The organism is Flavobacterium sp. 2, from assembly GCF_049949195.1.
Taxonomy (GTDB): Bacteria; Bacteroidota; Bacteroidia; order Flavobacteriales; family Flavobacteriaceae; genus Flavobacterium.
In genome coordinates this window covers 1624197-1648399 of the sequence record NZ_CP188206.1, presented here as the reverse complement: position 1 = coordinate 1648399, position 24203 = coordinate 1624197, and the positions used below count along the sequence as shown (strand labels likewise).

The window sequence follows — 24203 nt, the reverse complement described above, 5'->3', positions numbered from 1 at the left end:
AATTAATTTAAAAGCAAAACCACATATGGCGTTATCAGGTTTATTCCGAAAAAAAACGGTACAAGATATTCTGAAGCAAGTTGCAAAGAATGAAGCAGATGGACATGAGGCATTGGGGAAACACCTTACAACCAAAGATTTAACTGCTTTTGGAATTGCAGCAATTGTGGGAGCTGGTATTTTCAGTACAATCGGAAAAGCAAGTGCAGATGGTGGACCAGCTGTTATTTTCTTGTTTTTGTTTACAGCTTTGGCTTGTAGTTTTGCCGCTTTTGCTTATGCCGAATTTGCTTCGATGGTTCCGGTTTCAGGAAGTGCTTATACGTATTCTTATGTTGCTTTTGGAGAAATAATTGCATGGATAATTGGATGGGCATTAATTATGGAATATGCCGTCGGAAATATTACCGTGGCGATATCGTGGAGTGATTATTTTACCGGACTGCTCCAGAGTGGCGGAATTCATCTTCCACAATGGATTCAGATGGATTATCTAACCGCTTCAAACGGATTTAATGATGCAGAAGCTTTAATGCGAGGCGGAAAATCATTCGAAAATTTAAGTGTTGCTTTACAACAAGCGCATACAGCATGGACAACGGCACCAACAATTGGTTCTTTTCATTTTGTAACTGATATTCCGGCTTTGTTTATCATTATTTTGATTACGGCTTTGGTTTATAGAGGAATGAAAGAATCTCGTAACGCTAGTAACCTAATGGTTGTAATAAAACTTTGCGTAGTTCTTTTAGTAATTGCAGTTGGAGTATTTTATGTAGATACAGCAAACTGGGATCCGTTTGCACCAAATGGAGTTGGAGGAGTTTTAAAAGGAGTGTCAGCAGTTTTCTTTGCATATATTGGTTTTGACGCGATTTCGACAACTGCCGAAGAATGTAAAAATCCACAACGCGATTTACCACGCGGAATGATGTGGGCAATTATTATTTGTACGATACTTTATATTGCTATTGCCTTAGTTTTAACCGGAATGGTAAAATATCACGAATTAAATGTTGGAGATCCTCTTGCATTTGTATTCGATAAATTAAACCTAAAATGGATGTCGGGAATTATTGCAGTTAGTGCAGTAGTGGCAATGGCGAGTGTTTTATTGGTTTTCCAAATGGGACAGCCTCGTATCTGGATGAGTATGAGCCGTGATGGTTTATTGCCAAAGAAATTTTCTACTGTTCACCCGAGATTTAAAACACCTTCTTTTGCAACAATTGTTACAGGATTTGTAGTAGCAGTTCCTGCATTATTTTTAAACCTGACAATGGTAACCGATTTATGCAGTATCGGAACTTTATTTGCCTTTGTATTGGTTTGTGCGGGAGTTTTGGTTTTACAAAACAAACCTGAAATTCCAAGAGGAAAATTCAAAACGCCTTATATCAATTCAAAATATATTCTGCCAGTTTTAATTATTGTAGGATTGTATTATGCTTTTGCAATCAATAACAAAGCGACAATGGCATTTGTAAATAATGAAGCGCAGATAAACGATGCAACAACAATTGTTACTTCATTAAATAAAGAAGAATCAGCAAAAGTTTTCAATTATTTAGAAAGTATTGAGGTTAATAATAAAACAGCCGAAACTTCAGATTTGGAACATTTATTAAGCCAATATCAAGATGATGAGGTTAAATACGCTGAAGTTGTAAAAGGACTTCCAATCAACGATTCTTTAAAATACGAATCAGGTTTTCAATTGTTCAAACACAAAATTCCAATGTGGATTTTCCTTTTTGTTTTAGTTGGATTAGCCGTTTGGGCTTTTAGAAAAAATCTGTCTTTAATTCCGCTTTTAGGATTAATTTGCTGTCTTTATATGATGGCTGAATTAAGCGTTTGGAACTGGATTTATTTTACAGTTTGGTTATTAATCGGATTATTGATTTACTTTACTTATAGTAGAAAAAACAGTAAACTAAATACTCAAGTTGTGAGTTAGAAGTTAAAAAGTTATATATGAAAAGCCGTTCTGAGAATAATTTCAGAACGGCTTTTTTTATATAAAATTCACTCAAATTTTCTCGCGCAGATTGTGCAGGTCTAGCAGATTTTTTTATAGATTTCTACAATAATCAGCATAATCAGCCAAATCTGCGAGAGAGAAATCTTAGCGAACCTCTGCGAAAACTTCTTTATGCATCTCTGCCGAATTCAAAATCCCAAGCTCAACCATACAAGCTTTCATCATTTCGTAAGTACGATCAATATCATTATCCAAACCAATAGAAAAACGAATCAAACCATCTGTTAATCCCATTTCTTTTTGTTCTTCTAACGGAATTTCACTAGAAGTTGAGGTTCCCGGCGCGCTGAAAAGTGTTTTATAAAAACCTAAACTTACAGCCAAATAACCCAAGTTTCTCGCTTGCATTAATTCCATTAATTCATTTGCTTTCTCTAAAGTTCCCACATCAATCGTCAACATTCCACCAAAACCATATTCAGGATTAATCATCGTTTTGTATAATTCATGACTAGGGTGACTTTTCAATCCTGGATAAACTGTTTTTAATCCGTCTTTTTCAAATTGATCCGCTAGAAAATGAGCATTATGACTGTGTTGTTTAATTCGGATATGAAGCGTACGAAGATTTTTCATAACACTCGCCGAACGCAAACTATCCATTGTTGGCCCCAAAAGCATACTTGCACCAGAATTTACATTTTTCAGTGAATTAATAAATTCTTTCGATGCACAAGTCACACCGCCAACTGTATCACTACTTCCGTTAATGTATTTTGTCAAACTGTGAATTACAATATCAGCGCCCAATTTAGCCGGAGAAACAGATAATGGCGAAAACGTATTATCGACAACTAATTTCAAATTATGTCTTTTAGCAATTTTAGCCAAACCAGCAATATCAGCCACTTCTAATAAGGGATTACTAACGGTTTCACAATACAAAACTTTCGTTTTTGGCGTAATTGCAGCTTCAACAACATCCAATTTAGTAATGTCAACAAAGCTCGTTTCGATTCCGAATCTTGGTGTAAAGTTTTTCAGAAAAGCATAAGTTCCGCCATAAATAGTTCGGCTCGAAACGATGTGATCGCCAGCGCCGCAAAGCTGCAAAAGAGTAGGTGTAATCGCTCCCATTCCAGAAGCCGAAACATTTGCTGTTTCTGTTCCTTCCATCGCTGCCAAAGCTTGATCCAAATATAAATTACTTGGCGACGAATGACGCGAATACAAATAACAGCCTTCCATATTTCCCTCAAAAGTGTCAAACATAGTTTTGGCCGAAAGAAAAGTATAAGTCGAAGAATCAGAAATCGACGGATTCACACCGCCAAATTCACCAAAGTATTGCAAATCCTGAATTTTATCTGCTGGGTTAAAGTTTTTCATATAGATAGTTTTTGTTTGTTTTGTTTAAAGTTTCAGGTTTCAAGTTGATTGAACCTAGTATTAATTGTTAGGAGCTAATCCTGCTATCCGTTGCAATCTTTTGTGTCTCGTTAAAGAAACGAGACACAAAAGGATTTCCACTTCTATCAGGGCTAGGGCACTCGTTTTCAAGAGAAATCTTGTTCAAAATAAGATCTAATAAGAAAATTAATCAACTATAAAGTGAATAATTAGATTTTAAAACTATAAACATGTATTTATTGTGATTTTTAATCTAAATTTGGATTGATAAAACCCAATCAATAGATTTTCTTTCATCTCAAAAAGCAAACAAAATGATTTTAGACGCCACAGATAAAAAACTGTTAGTTCTTTTACAAACCGATAGTAAAAAAACAACCAAAGAATTATCATTAAAACTTGATCTTTCTGTAACAGCAGTTTACGAACGCATTAAAAAATTAGAGCGAGAAGGAATAATTAAAAACTATGTGGCATTAGTTGATAAATCCAAAATCGAAAAAGGATTCGTGGTGTTTTGCCATTTAAAACTCATTCAGCACACCAAAGAATTTCTAACCAAATTTGAAAGTGAAGTAATCAAACTAAATGAAGTTTTAGAATGCCATCATGTAAGTGGCGATTACGATTATATTTTGAAAGTCCTAGTAAAAGATATGGAAGCTTATAGAGAATTTTTAGTTACAAAGCTTACAAGTTTGCAACACATTGGAAGTACACAAAGTATGTTTATGATTAGTGAAGTGAAGAATTCAACGGTGATTTCTTTTTAAAGAGGTTCAAAGGTACAGAGAGGCAAAGGTTCTAAGGTTTTTTGTAGAGACGCACAGCAGTGCGTCTAACACCCAGTTTGTCATTTCGACTGAAAGGAGAAATCGCACACGAAACTCCGCAAAGCATATTTTCAAATCTTTGTCGACACACTAGTGCGATTTCTCCTTTCAGTCGAAATGACATACTTTGTGAACTTAATAAAAACAAAAAACTTTGTGTCTTCGAGCCTTTGTGGCAGAAAACCCACACCCAAAATTTCACGCAAAAAACATTGAAAATTAAACTTCAAACAAAACTTTATTCCTTAATTTTGTAACCGCTAAAATAAAAACAAATTACTATGAGTTCATTTGACGTAGTCATTATAGGTTCAGGTCCTGGAGGATATGTATCAGCAATTCGTTGCGCACAATTAGGTTTCAAAACTGCAATTGTAGAAAAATATAATTCATTAGGCGGAACTTGCCTTAACGTAGGTTGTATTCCTTCAAAAGCATTATTATCTTCTTCTCATCATTATGCTGAAATTGCTCATTTTGCAGATCACGGAATCGAAGTTTCTGGAGATGTAAAAATCAATTTAGAGAAAATGATCGCGCGCAAACAAGCCGTTGTAGATCAAACCGTAGGTGGAATCAACTACTTAATGGATAAAAATAAAATTACTGTTTTCAATGGTTTAGGTTCTTTCGTAGATGCAACACACATTGCTGTTGCAAAAGCTGACGGAACTTCAGAAACTATCGAAACAAAATATACTGTAATTGCTACAGGATCAAAACCATCTTCTTTACCATTCATCAAAATTGATAAAGAAAGAATCATTACTTCTACTGAAGCTTTAGCTTTAAAAGAAGTTCCAAAACACTTAGTAATTATTGGAGGAGGAGTTATCGGAATCGAGCTTGGACAAGTTTACCTTCGTTTAGGTGCTCAGGTTTCTGTAGTGGAATTCATGGACAGAATCATTCCAGGAATGGACGGATCATTGTCTAAAGAATTGACTAAAGTATTGAAAAAACAAGGAATGAAATTCTACGTTTCTCACAAAGTAAAATCGGTTGAAAGAAACGGCGACGCTGTAACTGTTCAGGCTGAAAATGCAAAAGGAGAAACAATCACTCTTGAAGGAGATTATTCATTAGTTTCTGTTGGTCGTCGTCCTTACACAGACGGATTAAACGCTGATAAAGCCGGAGTGAAAATTTCAGATAGAGGACAGGTTGAAGTAAACGATCATTTACAAACTAATATTCCAAATATTTATGCAATTGGTGACGTTGTTCGTGGAGCAATGTTGGCTCATAAAGCAGAGGAAGAAGGAACAATGGTTGCTGAAATTTTAGCTGGTCAAAAACCACACATCGATTATAACTTAATTCCTGGTGTAGTTTACACTTGGCCAGAAGTTGCTGCAGTTGGACAAACTGAAGAGCAATTGAAAGCGGCTGGAGTTGCTTACAAATCTGGAAGTTTTCCATTCAAAGCGTTAGGACGTGCAAGAGCAAGTGCTGACTTAGACGGATTCGTAAAAATCCTTGCTGACGAAAAAACAGATGAGGTTTTAGGAGTTCACATGATTGGAGCGCGTACAGCAGATTTAATTGCTGAAGCGGTTACTGCAATGGAATTCAAAGCTTCTGCTGAAGATATTTCAAGAATGAGCCACGCGCACCCAACTTTCGCGGAAGCGGTAAAAGAAGCAGCATTAGCAGCTACTGAAAACAGAGCGATACACGTATAATTTTTTACGTAAATCATATTGGAAAACCGTCAGAATTATTTCTGGCGGTTTTTTTTATTGTTTCAACAATTTGAAAGTATAATAAGTTTCTTTGTTTTTTAAATAAACTCTGTAAGAATCAGCATCTTCATCATAAATTTTATAAAGATATTTATCACCTTTAATACTCATGTTTTTTCGGGAGATATTATCACTTTCAATAAATTCTAATTCAAATTCGCAATTGCCTTTTTGTTTAAAATGTAATTTTGAAGTAGAGTTATCACTAAATTTTTCTGTCCAAATATTCTGAGATAAAGTGACTTCTACCTTATTTCCGTCATTCTCAAAATAATGATATTTTGAATTTTTAGTGAGCTGATAGCATTGTTCCTTTGTAATGTTTTCTAAAGGCTTTTCATATTGTAAAGCCCATCCATCATCTACTTTTGATTGTGGAAAAAGTGCTACAAATTCGTTACAGTTTTTGTGTAATCTGAAGAATATCAATTCGAAAGCTTTTTGCCTGGTAATTGAATCCTCGAATCTTTTCAAATATGGAATTATATGAGAGTTAGTAATTGTATTAACTCTAATTTCATTATTTAAATTTTTATTTTGGACCAACGCTTTGCATATTTCTATGTTTAATGAATCTACAGCCTGTACGGATTGTGATCTGGAAAAAGAAAAGCAAAATAGGAAAATCAGCAATAAATTTATTTTCATTTTTTGGGGCTAGATTAATTCTCCAAATTTAGCTTTTTGAACACATTATCCTAAAATACGTGTGATTTTTTTTCTTTTTACCCACATTATTTTTAATAGCTAAAAAATATAAAGTTTCAGAAAAATTTTGTAAATTAGATGTGTATTTCAGATGCTATCTTTATGATAATTAAAAAGATAACATTATGAAAAATAAATATATCGCTCCAATTCTTCTTGGAGCTGGAATTGCAGCTGTACTTTATTCCTGCGGTTCTACTATTCCTAAAAAAGCTGTTGCCGTCACTAACTTTGACAAGGCAAAATATTTAGGAAAATGGTACGAAATTGCAAGGTTAGATTATAAATGGGAAAAAGATTTAATAAATGTCACCGCCGAATATTCGCTGAATGATAATGGTACTATAAAGGTAGATAACAGGGGCTATGATGTCAAAAAAGACAAGTGGGAAGAAAGCATCGGGAAAGCCAAGTTTGTCAAAAAAGACGATATTGGTATGCTTAGGGTCTCATTTTTTGGTCCTTTTTATGCTGGGTACAATGTTATCGCAATAGATCAGGATTATAAATATGCTCTTGTTGTAGGCGAAAGTTTAAAATACATGTGGATTCTTTCCAGAGAAACAACTATTCCTGAAAGTATAAAAGCTGATTTTTTAATTAAAGCACAAGACATTGGCTATAAAATTTCAGATCTTATCTGGGTAAAACATGACAAAACAAATTAAAAAGAAAACCCAGCACTTTAAAAGGTGCTGGGTTTTTATTTTAGATTGAAATAATTTAGGCAGTAAAAATGCTTTTGTAGTTATCCCAATATCTGTAAATCAAAAATAAGTTGCCTAAAAATAACAGTCCGGCAATCGGAAGACCTTCTGGCGTCAGGAAATAATTGATAAACAAGATATTTACCGTAATTGGCAAGATCAAAATATTAGCTAATGTTACATAACGTCCTGTTACAAATGCAATTCCGCAAAGCAATTCAATTGATTTAGCCAAGGGCATTAAATAAGTAGAAGCCATTAAACCTGTGTTGAAGGCTTTAAAATCATTATTGGTTGCTGGTTCTGCAGGCATTAAGTGAAAGAAAAAACTAATGGAAGCAAAAAGAAGCAAAAGACCAATTAAAACACGGACAATAATAGTAGCAATTTTCATAATACTTAGGATTTTTAAATAAGTTAAAAAATATAAATAATGTGCTTGGAAATCGTCTAATGTAAATTTCTCATAAACAGAATTAGTATTTAAATGCTGTTTTATTGAGGATTTTTCAATTGATCTGACCTTGTTTTGGGATTAATTGAAATCTATATCAAATATAACGATTTTTTCATTATTAAATTGCTGTTTTATTAACACTTTTCTTATTTCTTGAGATATTTTTTGTAGAGAAAAAAGCCGCCAATGCTTATTAAAATAATCGGCCAAAGATTAATAAAGAAAATCAAAATTGACTCTAAAATGTACCAACCGCTTTTTAAAGCATCAATTGTCTGGATTCCTAAATTAGGCTTGTAAGCAGCGTTATCTTTTTCACTTGCTGTAATTTCCTGTTTTATCGTTTCATTTTGATAAAGTTGTAAAGTAATTGTACTGAAATTAACTTGGTCCTGTAAAGACAAGTTTTCGATAATGCGATTGTCTTTTTCTTCTTTTTTATTTGCTAGTGTATTTTCTGCCTCTACGATATCATTGATTTTTTTTCCTTTTGAATCAATTGCATTTTCGACCCTTTTTTCGGTAACTCTATTTCTTTTTTGCGAAAGCTGATTGGCTAACATTCGCAAAGAAACATCATCAGCTTTGATGACTCTGAAATCTAAAAAATCGATTTGTTTGGCAATCGATTTTATTACTGTATCCAGCTGTGTATTAGGTACGCGAATTGTGATATTATTTTCTACCGAATATTTCGTGGTTTCTAAAGTGCTGTCCAGACTAATTTTAGTCTTAATCTGATCATGAATATTGCTTTGAAGATTGGTATAAGTCACAAATCCGCCAAATTTTTGAACAGCATTTTCAATTGCATAAGTAGATTTGACGACATTTTTAACCTTAAACTTGATATCAGCGGTTCGAATAAATTTTTGTTTGCTGTCCTTTTTTTCGACCGCTGCCGATGATGAAATTGCAGTGCTGTCCATTGAGACAGTATCTGCCGAAGTTTCGGCTGTAGCATAATCTGCTTTTTTGCAGGAAAATAATACTAGAATAAGAATTAAGGTGGTCAAACCTAATTTTGCAGTTGTTTTCATAAAATTTTTAAAATTTGATTAATAAATAAAGTATTTACACGATGTAAATGCGGTTTGTTGTTAAAATTGTAGAGTAGTTTTAATCAAATGGCGAATTTTATGAATTAGTGTTAAAATCGATATACTAAAAAGTGTGCCAATATTTTTTTGGTTTATTTTATTGAAGGATTTTTTTTGTCGTAATTTTGAAGCTTAAAATTTATACTTCTTTGAGAGTTTCTATTCATAAACATATTTCCAATCCAGAACAATTCAAACAGCAACTTTTAACCTGGTCGCAACAGTTTCGTGAAATTGTTTTTCTGGACAGCAATTCATATCCTCAGGAATATTCAAGTTTTGACTGTCTGCTGGCTGTTGACGCGTTTACGTCTGTAAAAACTGATTTTCAAAACGCTTTTGAAGATTTAAAACAATATCAGCAAACCACAAAAGATTGGCTTTTTGGATATCTTTCGTATGATTTAAAAAATGATATTGAAGATTTAAAATCGGGTAATTTTGATGGACTTGATTTTCCGGATTTATTTTTCTTTCAGCCAAAAAAAATCTTTTTATTGAAAGAAAATCAGCTTGAAATTCAGTATTTATTGCTTTGTGATGACGAGCTTGAAGATGATTTTAGTGAAATAGTCGAAAGTCGAAAGTCGAAAGTTGAAAGTCTGGAAAATATAGCCATTCAGCAACGAATCTCAAAAGATTTGTATGTTGAAAAAGTGACAAAAATGCTGGAACACATTCATAAAGGCGATATGTATGAAGCTAATTTTTGTATGGAATTTTTTGCTGAAAACGCGACTATAAATCCGTTAGAAAAATTTCAGAAATTGAATGCTATTTCACAAGCGCCATTTTCGGTTTTCTTTAAAAATAACAAACAATATTTGCTTTCGGCTTCGCCTGAACGTTATTTGAAAAAAGTTGATGAAACTATTATTTCTCAACCGATAAAAGGAACTTCAAAACGGTTTTTAGATTCTGCAGAAGATGAAAAATCAAAACATTTTTTAGAAAACGATGCAAAAGAGCGCGCCGAAAATATCATGATAACCGATTTGGTTCGGAATGACCTTTCGCACACTGCACAAAAAGGTTCGGTTGAGGTTACAGAACTTTGTAAAATCTATTCGTTTTTGCAAGTTCATCAAATGATTTCAACGATCATTTCAAAATTAGATAATCAATATTCGCCAGTTGATGTTTTGAAAACAACTTTTCCAATGGGAAGTATGACGGGTGCGCCAAAGATTTCGGTGATGAAAATTATCGAAAATTTAGAAGAAACTAAACGAGGTTTGTATAGTGGAGCTGTTGGATATTTTACTCCCGAAGGTGATTTTGATTTTAATGTTGTGATCCGAAGTATTTTGTATAATCAGGAAAATAAATATGTTTCATTTTCTGTCGGAAGTGCCATAACATCCCTTTCTATTCCTGAAAAAGAATATGAAGAATGTTTATTGAAAGCTAAAGCAATGCATGAAGTTTTGCAATAATTTTTTTCCGCCACGAATTCACGAATTATTTTTTTTATTTGCCACTCCCGATAGCTATTGGGATAAAAAGATTTACGCAGATTTTTTAATCATTTTAATCCCTTTAATCTGTGGCAAAAAAAAATACTACGCTTAACATTTCATTTAAAAATAGATAAAGTTTAATTCTTTACATTTATCAAATGTTTTCAAACTTTCAAAATCATATCGTTTCCCGTTTTCCTTTTTTAGCAGAAAAAAAGCTTTTTCTGGCTGTTAGTGGCGGATTAGATAGTATGGTTTTACTGCATTTATTGAAAAAACTGCCTTATGAAATTGCCGTTTTGCATTGTAATTTTCAGCTTCGCGGTTTAGAAAGTTTTGGTGATCAGGAATTTATTCAAAATTACTGCAAGCAAAACAGCATTCCGTTTTTTACCACACAATTTGACACCAAAGCTTTTGCCGAAGATTATAAATTATCGACACAAGTTGCGGCGAGAGAACTTCGATATAGTTGGTTTTATGAGCTTTTGGAAGAAGAAAATTTCGACTATATTTTAACAGCGCATCATGCTGATGATAATTTGGAAACCTTCATTATCAATTTAACCCGAGGAACTGGATTAGATGGATTAACGGGAATTCCGGAACAAAACGATAAAATAATTCGCCCGCTTTTGCCTTTTCCAAGAGAAGAAATTCTGAAATACGCTGAAGAAAACAAAATTGCATGGCGCGAGGACAGCAGTAATGCATCTAATAAATATTTGCGAAATAAAATTCGACACGATTTAGTTCCGATTTTAAAAGAAATCAACCCAAACTTTTTGAATGCTTTTCAGAAGACACAATCATATTTGCAGGAATCGCAGGAAATGACTGAAGATGCATCAATTATGATTTATCAGCAGGTTGCGAAAGAAGATGGAGAAGATATTCATTTCGATTTAAATCAACTAAAAAAGTTACCAAATTATAAATCGTATTTGTACCAATGGCTGAATGAATTTGGTTTCACGGCATGGAATGATATTTACGATTTGGTAAACGGACAATCTGGGAAACAAGTGCTTTCAGAGGAATTCAGATTGCTTAAAAACAGAGAAACCTTGATTTTGAGTCCAATTTCGTATGAGCCTAATGACGAAGAATTTGAAATTAATAAAGAAGACACAGAAGTTAATTTTCCCTTAAATTTGAAGCTTTGTCAGGTAGATGACATTACAATAGATTCAAATAAAGCTATCTTTGTGGACGCCGAAAAAATCCAGTTTCCTTTGATTTTACGTAGATGGAATGAGGGAGATGTTTTTCAGCCTTTTGGAATGCAGGGAAAATCAAAAAAAGTGAGCAAGCTTTTTAAAGATGAAAAACTTTCTCTGATCGAAAAAGAAAAAACATGGATTTTATGTTCAGATAACCAAATTGTATGGGTTGTCGGAATCAGGCAAGACGAACGTTTTAAAATTGAAAATACCACAAATAATATACTAAAAATAGAACTGCAATAATGAACTTTAATCAATACCGCCAAGCGATAATGCCAAAAAACTACTGGAGCAAATCTCTTTTATTTTTACTGTTTTTTATTTTTTCTTTTGCAAAAAGTAATGCTCAGGTTTTAGAACCAGTAAAATGGACTTCAAAAATTGAAAAAAAATCCGGAAATAATGCCGTGTTAATTTTTGACGGAACAATTGAAAAAGACTGGCATATGTACTCGCAATTTACGCCAGAAGGCGGACCGCTTGCGCTGGAAATTGCATTCAAAAATCAAAAAGGAAATTACGAATTAGTTGGAAAAGCAAAGGAAGGAAAAACCAGAACAGCTTTTAATGATGTTTTTGGCGTAAACGAAACTTTCTTTGAAGGAAAAGCACATATCGAACAGGAAATCAAGATTGTCAACCCAAATTTAAAAACAGTTGATGTAGAATTTGATTTTCAGGTTTGTAAAGAAGTTTGTATCAATTCGAATAAAAAATTCTCAATTGCGATTCCGTCGACTTTCAATATGGACGCAGTTCCGGCAATAACAGAAGCGAAAAAAGATGAAACAAAAGTAGCTGGAATTGCAGTAGATACAATTGCAAAAGCAGCAGATACAGCAAAAGTTCAGGTAGTAAAATCTAATGTAGAAGAACCAATTTCAAAAGAAGATATGCCAGCGCCGGCACCGTCTAGAAGTTTGTGGTCTATCTTTTTCCTGGCTTTTTTAGGTGGTTTTGCAGCCTTGTTTACACCTTGCGTTTTCCCGATGATTCCTATGACGGTAAGTTTCTTTACTAAACAAAGTAAAAGCAGAGCAAAAGGAATTAGAAATGCTATAATTTACGGATTATCAATCATTGCAATTTATGTGATTTTAGGATTGATTGTAACTAAAATATTCGGGGCTGATGCTTTAAATGCATTGTCAACAGATGTTTGGTTCAATCTTATTTTCTTCGTGATTTTGGTCGTTTTTGCTGTTTCATTTTTAGGAGCATTCGAAATTATGCTTCCGAATTCATGGGCAAACAAAGCCGATCAACAAGCAGACAAAGGAGGTTTGATTGGAATATTGTTTATGGCTTTGGCATTGGCAATTGTATCATTTTCATGTACAGGACCAATCGTAGGGACTTTATTAGTTGAAGCTGCTTCAAATGGAGGAATTGCTCCAATCGTTGGAATGTTAGGTTTCTCTTCAGCATTAGCACTTCCATTTATGTTATTTGCATTGTTCCCAGGATGGTTGAATTCATTACCAAAATCTGGCGGATGGTTAAACACTGTAAAAGTTGTTTTAGGATTTTTAGAATTGGCTTTAGCATTCAAATTCTTGTCAAATGCCGATTTGGTTTTACAATTGCATTTCCTAGAAAGAGAAGTTTTCTTAGCGATTTGGATTGCTATTTTTGGAACTCTTGCATTATATCTATTCGGAAAAATTACATTACCGCGCGATAGTCCAACGCATCATATTTCGGTTGGAAGATTATCATTAGGATTACTTGTTTTAAGTTTTACAATTTATATGATTCCGGGACTTTGGGGAGCGCCTTTAAAATTAATTAGCGCTTTTCCGCCACCACCAACCTATAGTGAAAGTCCATTTGGCGTTGGAGGTTCAGGGAATTCAACAGGAAGCAAAGAAACAATAAAAGGACTTCCTGAAGGCGCAGAATTAGGCCCACACGGAATAATGGTTTTTCATGATTACGCGGATGGTTTAGCATACGCAAAAGAAATCAACAAGCCAATAATGCTTGATTTTACTGGGTATGCATGTGTAAACTGTAGAAAAATGGAAAACAATGTTTGGTCAGATCCATCGGTTTTACCAATATTAAAAAATGATGTTGTTTTGATTTCGTTATACGTTGATGATAAACGAGAACTTCCAAAAAACGAACAATATGTTACGAAAGCTGGAGATGAAATCATTACAGTAGGAGATAAATGGACTGATTTTATGATTTCAAAATATAAAACCAATACACAGCCTTTGTATGTTATCACGGATTTAGAAGGTAATAACCTGCATACTTCTAAACCAACAATTAGTTACGTAAGTACCGTAGAATATTTGCAATGGCTGAAAGAAGGAATTGCGAATTTCAAATAAGATTTTTTAGTTCTTAGTGATTAGCCCTTAGTTTTTTTCTTTATAATTTCATGGAGTTAAATGGTTAAACTAAATAAAGTGACTAATCACTAAGAACTAATTACTAAGGACTAATAAGTTGATATTAATTCAAACAAAAATCCCTCTAAGCTAAACTTAGAGGGATTTTTTATAAAGGCAAAAAGAGGAAATTCTTTTTATTATAAGTATTCTCCGTGTTGAGAGATGTCTAATCCTAATTCTTCTTTTTCTTCAGTAACTCTTAAAGGAGTAATTTTGTTTACAATGAAGAACAATGCATAAGAAGCAGCAAAAGCAAAGATTGACACGATAACTAATGCTTTTAATTGTATTAAGAATAAAGTAGCATCACCAAAAATTAAACCTTGGTTTTTACCAACTATAGAGTTTACGCTATTAGAAGCAAAAACACCAGTTAATAACATTCCTACCATACCACCAACACCGTGACAAGCAAATACGTCAAGAGCATCGTCGATTTTTCCTTTAGGGAATTTGCTAACCACAATATTACTGATTACTGCAGCGATAATACCAATTGCTAATGCATGAGGAATGCTTACAAAACCAGCAGCAGGAGTAATAGCAACTAAACCTACTACAGCACCAATACAAGCTCCCATTGCAGATAATTTGTGTCCTAATATTTTGTCAAGGAAAACCCAAGCCATAGCAGCAGAAGCCGCAGCGATTGTAGTTGTTCCTAAAGCTTGAGCAGCAAGACTTCCAGCTCCAACTGCAGAACCTGCGTTGAAACCAAACCATCCGAACCATAATAAACCTGTACCTAATAATACATACGTGATTCTTGCAGGATTTACTTTTTGAACTTTACGTTTTCCTAAGAAGATTGCTCCAGCCAAAGCAGCCCATCCAGCACTCATGTGTACTACAGTACCACCAGCAAAGTCAAGAACTCCCCATCCAAAGAATAATCCATCAGGATGCCAAGTCATGTGACATAATGGAGCGTATACGAATAAGATAAATAAAACCATGAATAATAAGTAAGCCCAGAAACGTACACGTTCTGCAAAAGCTCCTGTAATTAATGCTGGAGTAATGATTGCGAATTTTGCCTGGAATAAAGCAAAAAGAATCATAGGAATTGTTGGTGCTAATTCCCAAGCGGTATTTGCGCTTACGCCCTGAAAAAATATATTTGAAGAAGGATCTCCAATGAAACCGCCTATAGATGGACCAAAACATAATCCGAATCCAATTACTACCCAAAGAACTGTAACAATTACCATTGCCATGAAACTTTGAAGCATCGTACTGATTACGTTTTTCTTGCCTACCATACCGCCATAGAAAAATCCTAATCCCGGAGTCATTAATAATACAAATGCTGTAGCAACAACCATCCATGCTGTATCACCCGTGTCTAATTTTAATTCAACAACATGAGCGCCTAATGTTTTTGATTCAGTAACAAATGAGATAGAAAAAATAGATAGTAACAAAATCGTGATGAGGATCACACTTAAAATAATTTTTCGCATAGTTATTTAGTTTTAAATTTTTTATAAAAGTATAAAATCATTCGACACCCCTATAAAAAATAGAGTCTATTGTTTGATTTTTGTTAATTTTAAAATTTGACCCCCTAAATTTTGCGTGTATATCTTAAAAAAGACTTAAATTTTACAATTTATTAATCTTGAAATGGGTAAAAGTTGTCATTTGTGCAGTTTCTGATAAAAAAAAGATACTATTATTCTTAAAATAATGATTTTTTTCTATTCATATTATTCAATGTGTTGTGTAAATTGTTTTGTTTTAAATAAAAAAGGCATCAAATGAATATTTCAAATGATGCCTTTTTGTATTAGAAAAACCGAATTATTTCTGACCGAACTTTTCTTTGAATTTTCTGTTCAGTTTGTTTTGGAAAGTATCTAAATTGATGTTTCTCCCCTGAATAAAAGCAGTTGTCAATTTATTTGTTCTCATATCTAAAGCATCTCCTTCAGATATAAATAAAGTAGCATCTTTGCCTGTTTCCAAAGTTCCGCAAGTTGCATCAACTCCTAATAATTTTGCTGTATTTAGCGTAATTAACTGTACGGCAACTTCTTTATCTAAACCAAAAGCAGCACAAGTTCCAGCTAAGAAAGGTAAGTTTCTCACACTCATACGCTCATGATCACCGCTGTTTTCTAAACCAACAACAATACCTTTGTCAGTAAGTATTTTTGCCATTTTATAAGGCAGGTTTACATCTTGATCAGCGCTTGTTGGCATATCGTGAACACGTCTTAAAAGAACTCCCACATTATATTTTGATAATTGCGCCGTTGCTTTGTAAGCTTCAAAACCACCAACGATTACAACCTTTTTGATTTGATTGTCTGCAGCCAATTGAATTGCATCTACAATTTGCTTTTCTTCATCGGCATGAATGTAAAGAGTTTGAGTTCCGTCAAACAAGCCTTTTGTAGCTTCCAGAACGATGTTTCTTTCTTTTGGAGTTGTTTGATTATAGGCTTTTGCATTGATCAAAAAAGCGTTGATTTCTTCCGCTTGTTTCGGATAATCTTTGTTTGGTTCAATAACACCAGGCTCAAACCAAGATCCAGATCTTTTGAAACTAGATGGGAAATTCAAATGAATTCCGTCATTTTCTTTTACAATTGCATCTTTCCAGCTCCATGCATCTAATTGTACAATTGATGAAGTACCAGAAATTGTTCCGCCACGCGGTGTAATCTGAGCAACTAAAACACCATTCGGACGAACCGTTTCAACTACTTTTGACTCCGAGTTATAAGCAATAATACTTCTTACATTTGGGTTGAAAGTTCCAATTTCTTCTTCGTCATCAGATGATTTTACAGCATCAATTTCAACTAATCCTAAAGTTGTATTGGCAGCAATAAATCCTGGATACACATGTTTTCCCGAAGCATCAATAGTAGTGTCATAAGCATCAGCGGCAAGTCTGATTGTTGTTGCATCGGCAACTAAAGTAATTTTTCCGTCTTTAAAACCAATCGCACTGTTTTGAATCACTTTTCCGTTACCCAAGTGCGCAGTCGCATTTAAAATCAAAACCGATTTTGATTGCTTTGGTGCTGGAATTTGCTGCGCATTTATTTGTACAGAAGCACAAAATAATAACAGCAATTTATATATGTTTTTATTTATCATGTTGTCTCTTTTTATCATTATGAATTTTCTAAAGCTTTTATAACTGTTCTAAAGTATCACAGTGATATTCTCTTTTCTCTTTTCTTGTTGGAGCCTGAGTGCTGTTTCCTTTGTTTTTTTCCTGTAGCATTTGCCCAATCAATTCATTTCTTTCTTTAGTGATGGCCAATTGTTTTTGAGCATCTTTTTCAATATCAAAATAAACTACACCTTCAATAATTGTTTTTTCAGCTTTAGCATAAATAGACAATGGATTTTCGCTCCATAAAACAACATCGGCATCTTTGCCCACTTTTAAGCTTCCTACTTTATCGTCGATATGTAATAATTTCGCAGGATTTAAAGTGACAAATTTCCAGGCATCTTCTTCAGATACATTTCCGTATTTAACCGCTTTTGCAGCTTCTTGGTTTAATCTTCGAGACATTTCAGCATCATCAGAGTTGTAAGCAACAACTACACCTTCGTTGTGCATAATTGGTCCGTTGTAAGGGATTGCATCATTAACCTCAAATTTATAAGCCCACCAGTCAGAGAATGTTGAAGCTCCAACTCCGTGCTCTTTCATTTTATCAGCCACTTTGTAACCTTCTAAAATGTGTGTGAAAGTGTTTACTCTGAAATTGAATTTCTCAGCAACATTCATCAAATTTAAAATTTCAGACTCTACATAAGAGTGACAAGTAATGAAACGCTCTTTGTTTAAAATTTCAGCGAGAGTTTGTAATTCTAAATCTACTCTTGGAGCTTTTCCTTTTTTATTTCCAGCATTGAATTTTTTCCAGTTTTCGTCATATTCTTTAGCTAATTGGAAATAATCTGTAAAAACTTGTTCAACTCCCATTCTGGTTTGTGGGAAACGAGTTGGATTGTCAATTCCCCAGTTTGCTTGTTTTACGTTTTCACCCAAAGCAAATTTGATGAATTTTGGTTGGTTTTTGTATAACATTTCATCTGCCGCAGAACCCCATTTCCATTTTACAATCGCAGAACGACCACCAATTGGGTTTGCAGAACCGTGCAATAATTGAGAAATTGTAACACCTCCAGCTAAATCTCTATAAATATTAATGTCTTCAGAGTTTACAACATCCTGAATTGTAACCTCAGCAGTTGAGTTGTGTCCGCTTTCATTCACACCTTTAGAAATCGCGATGTGCGAATGCTCATCAATAATACCGCTTGTAATGTGTTTTCCTTTAGCATCAATTACAGTTGCCGATGCGTCAGAAAGATTTTTACCTACAGCAGCAATTTTTCCGTTTTTGATTAAAACGTCAGCTTCTGTCAAAATTCCTTCTTTTTCATTCGTCCAAACGGTAGCGTTTTTGAATAATAAAGTCTGAGCAGTTTGTTTTTTAGTATCACCAAAAGCAACGTTTGGATACGTTACAGGCATTATATGATTTGGTTTTTCTGGTTTAATAGTATCTTTTACAGCCACAAACGGACTCGTTTTTACTGCATTCCAAACCAATTCATCTCCATTTGATAAAACCGCTTTTCCAGATAAAGCATCTGCTTTTTCAACAAATCCTGTTAAACGAGCAAAGTTTGATTTAATAGTATCAGCAGGTTTGATTACAAGAGAAACCCAATTTTTTGCGATAGAAAAAGTACTTTTTACCTTTTTAGCATCAGCAGTTGTGATTTCTGATTTTTGAGCATCAGCAGTTCCGTCAATTTTCCATTTATAAGTATCTTTTCCAACAGTCAAGTCGTAATTTCCGCGAATATCTTTCGCATTGATATCATTCACAACAAATTTGCTTCCTTGAACCCAGTTTTCATATAAAACCGTTTTCTCGTCAAAAACTTCTCCAGAAGTAATAATGAAGTTTGCATAACTTCCAGTTTTCAAACTTCCTACTTCGTCACTTTTTCCTAAAATAGCCGCAGGAATTGTAGTTAACGCTTCTAAAGCTTTTGTTTTATCAAAACCATATTTTATCGCTTTTAATAAATTAGGTTTAAAGTCTTCAATTTTCTTTAATTTGTCAGTCGTCAAGGCGAAAACAATTCCGTTATCCGAAAGAACTTTTAAGTTCGTTGGCGCCTGATTCCAGAAACGCATATCAGCCAATTCAATTTGGTTTGATAAATACGGATTCGAAACATCGTATGCATCTGGGAAACTAATCGGAATAATAAATTTTGCATTTGTTCCTTTAATTTCTTCAATTCTTTCGAATTCATTTCCGCTTCCTTTCAAAACGTAATTTAAACCAAATTCTTTTGCAATTTTCGAAGCTCTTAAACTGTTTAATTTGTCTTCTGTTGCAAAAATCTGAACCAGTTTTTCATTGTTTGCCAAAGCTTCTAACGATAAATCTTTAGTTTCAGAATTTCCTTTTTTGTACCAATCTAAGTCAAGATACATTTGGCGAAGCAAAGCCATCATACCCATTAAAGAACTTGGATATTGCTGATTTGTCAAGGCACTTCTGGAAAAAGCAAAGTGATTCGTTAATTTATTTGAAATAATTTGTTTTGAGTTGTTTTCATTGTTTAAAGCAACAAGAGCTCCAGATCCCTGAGCAATTCCGTCAGGTACGTGAGTTCCAACAACACCAAAACCAGCTTTCAAAAACTCATCAGCTTTTGGCTGATCATATTTAAAAGTTTCATAACCATTTACTTCAGGTCGTACACTTTCGTTCCAGTAAAAACCAGTTCTTTTTGTATCGTATAGTGGGTTACGGCGTCCTGGAGTAACATTTGATTTTGGTTTTTCGATCCCAAAACTGGTGTAAATATCAATAAATGATGGGTAAATTGTTTTTCCTGTCAGATCAATTGTGATGCTGTTTTTAGGAATTGCAATATTGGTTCCAACAGAAACTACTTTTCCGTCTTGGATAAGCAATGTTCCTTTTTCAATTTTTTGAGTTGGACTTACATAAATAGTGGCATTCGTAAAAACAGTGTAATTTTTACTTTTGTTGTGCACACTTTCATTAACAGGGAAGTAGTCTTGAGCATACGTTTTTGTTAAAAAAACGCTCAAAAAGAGTAGTAGTAGGGCTTTTTTCATATAGTATTTGCTAATTTGTTGCTAAAAATATGAAAATATGTTAGATAAGTTTTAATTTTTCAAAATGTTTTTTCTCTATTTTAGATGAAAATTTAGGTAAATCCTTGATGGATAGTGTATATAGGACATTTATGAAAAATTCACAAAAAATAAAATGGGGAATAATTGGTTTAGGAAATATTGCCAATCAATTTGCGACCGATTTAATGTTGTTGGAAGATGCTGAATTGACGGCGGTTGCTTCGAGAGATTTAGAAAAAGCAAAAGATTTTGCTCAAAAATACAATTGTTCTAAAGCTTACGATTCATACGATGCGATTTTTGCTGATGAAGAAGTCGAAATTATTTACATAGCCACACCGCACGATTCGCACGCTGAATTATCGATTAGAGCTTTAGAAAACAGAAAACACGTTTTATGCGAAAAACCTTTGGCACTTTCATATTCCGATGCCAAGCGAATGATTGAAGCTTCAAAAAAGAATAATAAGTTTTTTATGGAAGCTTTCTGGACGCGATTTATTCCGTCAGTCAAAGAAGTATTGCAGAAAGTTGAAAACGGAGAAATTGGTGAAGTAAAATACATAAATGCCGATTTTGCTTTCCGCGGAAGCGAAACTGAAAATCAAAGACTTTTTGATAAAAAACTGGGAGGAGGCGCATTGTTTGACATTGGCGTTTATCCATTATTTCTGTCCTATATACTATTAGGAAAGCCTAAAGAAATTATTTCAAAAGCGATAAAACATAAAAATGATATTGATTTGCAGACTTCCATGATTTTACAATATGAATCGGCACAATCGATTTTGCATGCTTCTATTGTTTCAGATTCTGATATGAAAGCTGTTATTGCCGGAACTAAGGGAAGAATCGAACTGAATTCGCCTTGGTTTGTTGCCGATGGATATTCTTTATTTATTGATGAAAAAGAAACTGCTTTTAGTTTGCCAACACTTGGAAAAGGATATTCGCATGAAATTATCGAGTGCCATAATTGTATCCGAAATAGTCAAATTGAAAGTGAATTTTGGTCGCATCAAAATTGCTTGGATTTGAGTAGGATTGTTGAGGAGATAAAAAGTCAGATTAAATTACATTTTTAGCTCGGTTTCTTTTAATTTATAAAGACTAAAATTATTCAAAAAACATTTATTAAAATAAAAAGCTTCCCATATGGAAAGCTTTTTATAATTAGATATTACTTTTTCTAATTTAGTGATTTTTGTATCATTTCATTTGGCTCAGGTTCCATAGCATATATCTTGTAACCTTTTTTGAATAATTTGTATACAGGAATGGCATATGATAATGTTAAAAATTGTCTTTTTTGATTAGCACTTCTTGTGCCTAATTCAGTTCCAATTCCTATTTGAAAATCTAAGACTGCAAAATTAATTACAGGAGCAAAAACGTTTTTAGATTCTTCACCAGTTCCTGCAGAAAATAAGAAGCCAAGATTTATACCAAATCTATTTCTGAATTCTTCATTAATAATTTCACCTGTATTATCACGTGTTCTTTCCAATTGCCCCCAATAGTACCCAACACCTGCACCAATTGAAGTAAAAAGAAGTATATCTCCTTGCTTTTGACTATCACCTTCAACAAAATTAAATCTGACTAATGGAATTGTAAAATTTGTTGATAATATTTGTGAACCATATATTAAGGTTGTATTTCTTAGAGCTAATTTTTCAGCTTTGTATGCCTCTACTTTTGAAACTGCTTCACTAAAACTAACCACATCATCATTAACTTTTTCAACTTTATATCCACTTTTTTTAAGTTCAGTAGCTAATTGTTCTATTCTTGCTTTTTCTTTTTTTTCATTTTCTTCCTCAATTTTCTTCTTCTCTGTTTCTAGAAGCAAAATTGTTTGATTTGCTGATTCTTTTTTAGTTTCATATTCCAATTTTAGTTCATCAGGTGATAAAACTTTTTTGGGCACTTTAACTGATTCTGTACCAATAGTATTTTTTGAGTAAATATTTATTGTTGAACCAACTTTAAATAATGTTGGAGATTCATATTTAAAAAATTTATTTGCATCTGCCTTAACACTTATTAGTTTACTGCCATCACCTAGGTCAATGAACACGGTTGAATCGTCATCAATTTGGCCAAAAATTGACATGCTACTAACGAAAATGTTTTTCGGTGGTGGAACTGTTTGAGCATTTGCATGATTAATAAATAGCATACAAATTAATAATAGTAATTTTGTTTTCATATTTTTTTATTTTTGGATTTGTGATTGTAAATTTATGAAAGTAAATCCTGTTAAAAACAAGTACAAATACCTAATGTTCTATGGAACTTGAATAATTATGTATAAAGACATAATTAAAATTTTGTAATAAAATATTTACAAATAATTATTTTTTTCATTAGTTTTAAAAACAAAATAATGAAAGGATAATTATGTTAGTAAAAGTTTACGGAAGTGCTGTTTTTGGAGTAGAGGCAACCACAATTACGATGGAAGTTCATATGGATAAAGGAATTGGTTATCATTTAGTTGGGCTTCCGGATAATGCCATAAAAGAAAGCAGTTACCGAATTGCAGCCGCTTTAAAGAACAACGGATTGATGCTTCCGGGCAAAAAAATAACCATCAATATGGCGCCCGCCGATCTTCGAAAAGAAGGCTCTGCATACGATTTGCCTCTCGCAATGGGAATATTAATTGGTTCAGACCAAATAAAAGCACCCGAAATCGAACAATATATTATTATGGGCGAACTTTCATTAGACGGAAGTTTGCAGCCTATTCGTGGCGCTTTGCCAATTGCCATAAAAGCAAAAGAAGAAGGTTATAAAGGATTTTTTCTCCCAATTCAAAACGTAAAAGAAGCCGCAATTGTAGCTGGATTAGATGTTTACGGTGTTTCGAATTTGCAGGAAATAATAGATTTTTTTGGCGGAAAAGATACGCTTCAACCAACAGTGATTGACACTCGTGCTGAATTTTATAAAAGTCTAGATTTCCCTGAATTTGATTTTTCAGATGTTAGAGGCCAGGAAAGCATTAAACGTTGTATGGAAATTGCGGCCGCGGGCGGTCATAATATCATTTTAATTGGTCCGCCGGGAGCCGGAAAAACAATGCTGGCAAAACGTGTTCCGAGTATATTGCCTCCAATGACTTTGCGCGAAGCACTTGAAACAACTAAAATTCACAGCGTTGCCGGAAAATTGAAAGAAGTCGGTTTAATGAATCAGCGTCCTTTTCGTAGTCCGCATCATACCATTTCAAACGTTGCGCTTGTTGGAGGAGGAAGTTATCCGCAACCAGGCGAAATTTCAATGGCGCATAATGGTGTTTTGTTTTTGGATGAATTGCCAGAATTTAAGCGTGATGTTCTTGAAGTGATGCGTCAACCGTTGGAAGATCGTGAAGTAACTATTTCGAGAGCTAAATTTACGGTGACTTATCCGTCGTCGTTTATGTTGGTGGCGAGTATGAATCCAAGTCCGAGTGGATTTTTTAATGATCCGAGTATGCCAAATACCTCATCACCGCACGAAATGCAGCGTTATATGAGCAAAATTTCCGGACCGCTTTTAGACCGAATTGATATTCATATAGAAGTAACTCCTGTTCCTTTCGAGAAATTAGCCGATGATAGAAAAGCAGAAAGTAGTGTTGAAATTAGAAAACGCGTTACCGCTGCCAGAGAAATTCAGACTCAAAGATTCCAAGAAATCGAAAACATACATTATAATGCCCAAATGAGCAGCAAATTGATTCGCGAATTTTGCGCATTAGATGATCAATCTAAAGAATTACTAAAAACCGCAATGGAACGTTTGAATCTTTCAGCAAGAGCGTATGACAGGATTTTGAAAGTAGCCAGAACAATCGCTGATTTAGATAATGCTCCGTCTATAATTTCACAACACATCGCCGAAGCAATTCAATACAGAAGTTTGGATCGTGAAGGATGGTTGGGGTAATTTTTAATTATTAATTATGAATTATTAATTGTAAAAACGTTTGTCACCTTGAGCGAAGTCGAA

At 33.8% G+C, this 24203-nt stretch carries 17 protein-coding genes; 9 read left to right on the top strand and 8 right to left on the bottom strand.

Features of this window, described 5'->3' with window-relative positions:
* Positions 1 to 25: 25 nt before the first annotated feature.
* Positions 26 to 1960 (top strand): amino acid permease, encoded by a 1935-nt coding sequence (locus ACNFIH_RS07020; RefSeq protein WP_426486059.1) that lies wholly within the window; start codon positions 26 to 28, stop codon positions 1958 to 1960.
* A gap of 168 nt (positions 1961 to 2128) precedes the next feature.
* Here the strand turns inward: ACNFIH_RS07020 and ACNFIH_RS07015 are convergent, their stop codons facing one another.
* A complete protein-coding gene (locus ACNFIH_RS07015; protein WP_426486058.1) occupies positions 2129 to 3373 on the bottom strand; it encodes an aminotransferase class I/II-fold pyridoxal phosphate-dependent enzyme in 1245 nt (414 codons plus the stop codon).
* Positions 3374 to 3708: 335 nt separating this feature from the next.
* Between ACNFIH_RS07015 and ACNFIH_RS07010 the strand changes: the two genes are divergently transcribed.
* Both ACNFIH_RS07010 and lpdA read left to right on the top strand, forming a co-directional pair.
* On the top strand, positions 3709 to 4167 hold the full coding sequence (locus ACNFIH_RS07010; RefSeq protein WP_035649236.1) for an Lrp/AsnC family transcriptional regulator: 459 nt from the start codon (positions 3709 to 3711) through the stop codon (positions 4165 to 4167).
* 341 nt (positions 4168 to 4508) lie between these two features.
* Positions 4509 to 5912, top strand: coding sequence for a dihydrolipoyl dehydrogenase (gene lpdA / locus ACNFIH_RS07005; RefSeq protein WP_426486057.1), 1404 nt, complete (start codon positions 4509 to 4511; stop codon positions 5910 to 5912).
* Positions 5913 to 5966: 54 nt separating this feature from the next.
* Here the strand turns inward: lpdA and ACNFIH_RS07000 are convergent, their stop codons facing one another.
* Positions 5967 to 6401, bottom strand: coding sequence for a hypothetical protein (locus ACNFIH_RS07000; protein ID WP_426486056.1), 435 nt, complete (start codon positions 6399 to 6401; stop codon positions 5967 to 5969).
* Between the two features lie 404 nt (positions 6402 to 6805).
* On the opposite strand from ACNFIH_RS07000, the gene ACNFIH_RS06995 reads away from it, so the two are divergent.
* Positions 6806 to 7348 carry a lipocalin family protein gene (locus tag ACNFIH_RS06995; protein WP_035649230.1) on the top strand — a complete coding sequence of 181 codons (543 nt, stop codon included), beginning with the start codon at positions 6806 to 6808 and terminating at the stop codon, positions 7346 to 7348.
* 55 nt (positions 7349 to 7403) lie between these two features.
* Here ACNFIH_RS06995 and ACNFIH_RS06990 read toward each other — a convergent pair whose 3' ends face one another.
* Positions 7404 to 7781, bottom strand: coding sequence for a DoxX family membrane protein (locus tag ACNFIH_RS06990; RefSeq protein WP_035649228.1), 378 nt, complete (start codon positions 7779 to 7781; stop codon positions 7404 to 7406).
* A 209-nt stretch (positions 7782 to 7990) separates the two neighbouring features.
* The gene (locus tag ACNFIH_RS06985) at positions 7991 to 8884 is read right to left on the bottom strand and encodes a DUF4349 domain-containing protein (RefSeq protein ID WP_426486055.1); all 894 of its coding nucleotides are present in this window, start codon (positions 8882 to 8884) and stop codon (positions 7991 to 7993) included.
* 209 nt (positions 8885 to 9093) lie between these two features.
* Here ACNFIH_RS06985 and ACNFIH_RS06980 point away from each other — a divergent pair, with 209 nt between their 5' ends.
* From ACNFIH_RS06980 to ACNFIH_RS06970, 3 genes are all read left to right on the top strand, one after another.
* Positions 9094 to 10380 (top strand): anthranilate synthase component I family protein, encoded by a 1287-nt coding sequence (locus tag ACNFIH_RS06980; protein ID WP_426486054.1) that lies wholly within the window; start codon positions 9094 to 9096, stop codon positions 10378 to 10380.
* A 182-nt stretch (positions 10381 to 10562) separates the two neighbouring features.
* Positions 10563 to 11873, top strand: coding sequence for a tRNA lysidine(34) synthetase TilS (gene tilS, locus ACNFIH_RS06975; protein WP_426486053.1), 1311 nt, complete (start codon positions 10563 to 10565; stop codon positions 11871 to 11873).
* Complete coding sequence (locus ACNFIH_RS06970) at positions 11873 to 13972, top strand: cytochrome c biogenesis protein CcdA (RefSeq protein WP_426486052.1); 2100 nt, start codon at positions 11873 to 11875, stop codon at positions 13970 to 13972. The genes tilS and ACNFIH_RS06970 overlap by 1 nt, the downstream gene beginning before the upstream one ends.
* 200 nt (positions 13973 to 14172) lie before the next feature.
* On the opposite strand, the gene ACNFIH_RS06965 is transcribed toward ACNFIH_RS06970, so the two are convergent.
* From ACNFIH_RS06965 to ACNFIH_RS06955, 3 genes are all read right to left on the bottom strand, one after another.
* Positions 14173 to 15498, bottom strand: coding sequence for an ammonium transporter (locus ACNFIH_RS06965; RefSeq protein WP_035649219.1), 1326 nt, complete (start codon positions 15496 to 15498; stop codon positions 14173 to 14175).
* A 340-nt stretch (positions 15499 to 15838) separates the two neighbouring features.
* Positions 15839 to 17146, bottom strand: a complete 1308-nt coding sequence (locus ACNFIH_RS06960) for an amidohydrolase family protein (RefSeq protein ID WP_426486051.1) — start codon at positions 17144 to 17146, stop codon at positions 15839 to 15841.
* Positions 17147 to 17183: 37 nt separating this feature from the next.
* Complete coding sequence (locus ACNFIH_RS06955) at positions 17184 to 20180, bottom strand: amidohydrolase family protein (RefSeq protein WP_426486050.1); 2997 nt, start codon at positions 20178 to 20180, stop codon at positions 17184 to 17186.
* Between the two features lie 131 nt (positions 20181 to 20311).
* On the opposite strand from ACNFIH_RS06955, the gene ACNFIH_RS06950 reads away from it, so the two are divergent.
* A complete protein-coding gene (locus ACNFIH_RS06950) occupies positions 20312 to 21286 on the top strand; it encodes a Gfo/Idh/MocA family protein (RefSeq protein WP_426486049.1) in 975 nt (324 codons plus the stop codon).
* Between the two features lie 104 nt (positions 21287 to 21390).
* Here the strand turns inward: ACNFIH_RS06950 and ACNFIH_RS06945 are convergent, their stop codons facing one another.
* Positions 21391 to 22413, bottom strand: a complete 1023-nt coding sequence (locus ACNFIH_RS06945; RefSeq protein WP_426486048.1) for a hypothetical protein — start codon at positions 22411 to 22413, stop codon at positions 21391 to 21393.
* A 191-nt stretch (positions 22414 to 22604) separates the two neighbouring features.
* Here ACNFIH_RS06945 and ACNFIH_RS06940 point away from each other — a divergent pair, with 191 nt between their 5' ends.
* Positions 22605 to 24140 (top strand): YifB family Mg chelatase-like AAA ATPase, encoded by a 1536-nt coding sequence (locus tag ACNFIH_RS06940; protein ID WP_426486047.1) that lies wholly within the window; start codon positions 22605 to 22607, stop codon positions 24138 to 24140.
* Positions 24141 to 24203 lie beyond the last annotated feature (63 nt).